General features: G+C 79.2%; 2 protein-coding genes and 1 pseudogene. All 3 read left to right on the plus strand.

Annotated elements, in window-relative coordinates; genetic code table 11:
- Positions 1–246, plus strand: a pseudogene (locus R7226_RS31465) (hypothetical protein); the annotation flags it as partial.
- Positions 247–346: 100 nt separating this feature from the next.
- Positions 347–925: a hypothetical protein gene (locus R7226_RS31470; protein WP_318601518.1), complete on the plus strand. Its 579-nt coding sequence runs from the start codon at positions 347–349 to the stop codon at positions 923–925.
- A 59-nt stretch (positions 926–984) separates the two neighbouring features.
- Positions 985–1,208: hypothetical protein (locus R7226_RS31475; protein ID WP_318601519.1), on the plus strand; the 224-nt coding region annotated here is incomplete at its 3' end.

Raw genomic sequence — 1,208 nt, forward strand, 5'->3', positions numbered from 1 at the left:
CCGGGGCCCCCCCCGCCAGCCGCCGAGGAGGAGCCGCCGGCGCCTGCCGCCGAGGAGGAGGCGCCGGCCGCCGAGCCCGAGCCGTCCGCGCCAGCCGCCGAGGAGGAGCCGCCGGCGGCCGAGCCCGAGCCGTCCGCGCCCGCCCGCGAGCCCGAGCCGCCGGCGAGGGGGTCGCTGTGGGCGCGGGCGGATCCCGGCGAGCAGCCGACGCAGCCGCATCGAGTCGAGAGAGATCGACAGGCCTGACGGAACTCCGGTCGTCTGCTGCTGACAGACAGCAGCAAACGACCGCGCATCCCGCCGCGCCGCTTGCCACCCCGCGCCGAGCGGGTATACGGTCCGCGACGTGGCCGCACCCGACGACAGAGCACTCCTGCGGGAGGCGATCGCGCTGGAGGCGAGCGCGCAGCAGGCGCTGTTGCGCGGCGACGCGGCGGTCTCGCGCGAGCGCTTCGCCGCGGCCGCCGAGCGCTACCGCGCGTCGTGGGAAGCGGCGCCGCCGCGTGGCTTCGGCCGGCTCGTCGGGCTGGCGAAGGCGGCAGTGCTGGCCGGCCACGCCGGCGAGGCGGCGGCCTACGTGCGTGAGAGACTCGGGGACGCGTGCGACTCGCCGCCCGGTTGCTACGCGCTCGCGATCGCCGCGCTCGTGCAGGGCGACGACGGCGCCGCCGTCGACGCCGCGGCCGGCATGCAGACGGAGGATCCCGCCTTCACCCGCACGGCGGTGGCGATCGACGCGCTCGCGCGTGGTGACGGCCCCGGATACGCGGCCGCGGTGCGCGGGATCGTCGCCGACTTCGAGGAGCGCGACGCTCACCTCACCGGGGTCCCGTTCGCCGACACCGCGGTGATGCTGGAGCGGCTCGCTCGCCCACGCGGCCTGGCCGCCAGACCCGCTTCGGCGCTGATGCCGGTGCTCGGCTGACGGTGCCGCGCCGTCGAGCGAAGCACGCGCGCGACGAGGCCGCTGCGCCGGCGGACGGCGTGCACGCCGATTCCGCGAGTGTCGAGCCGACCGCGCCCGACGCCGCGCCGGCCGCTGAAGCCGCGCCCGTCGCCTCGCCGGTCGCTGAAGCCGCGCCCGTCGCCTCGCCGGTCGCTGAAGCCGCGCCCGTCGCCTCGGCGGCCGCTGAAGCCGCGCCCGTCGCCTCGGCGGCCGCCGGCGCCGTGCCCGGCGCCCCCGCCGCGCCCGGCGCCGCCGAGCGCTG

The sequence above is a fragment of the Conexibacter stalactiti genome (assembly GCF_033542075.1).
In the GTDB taxonomy this organism is placed as follows: domain Bacteria; phylum Actinomycetota; class Thermoleophilia; order Solirubrobacterales; family Solirubrobacteraceae; genus Conexibacter; species Conexibacter stalactiti.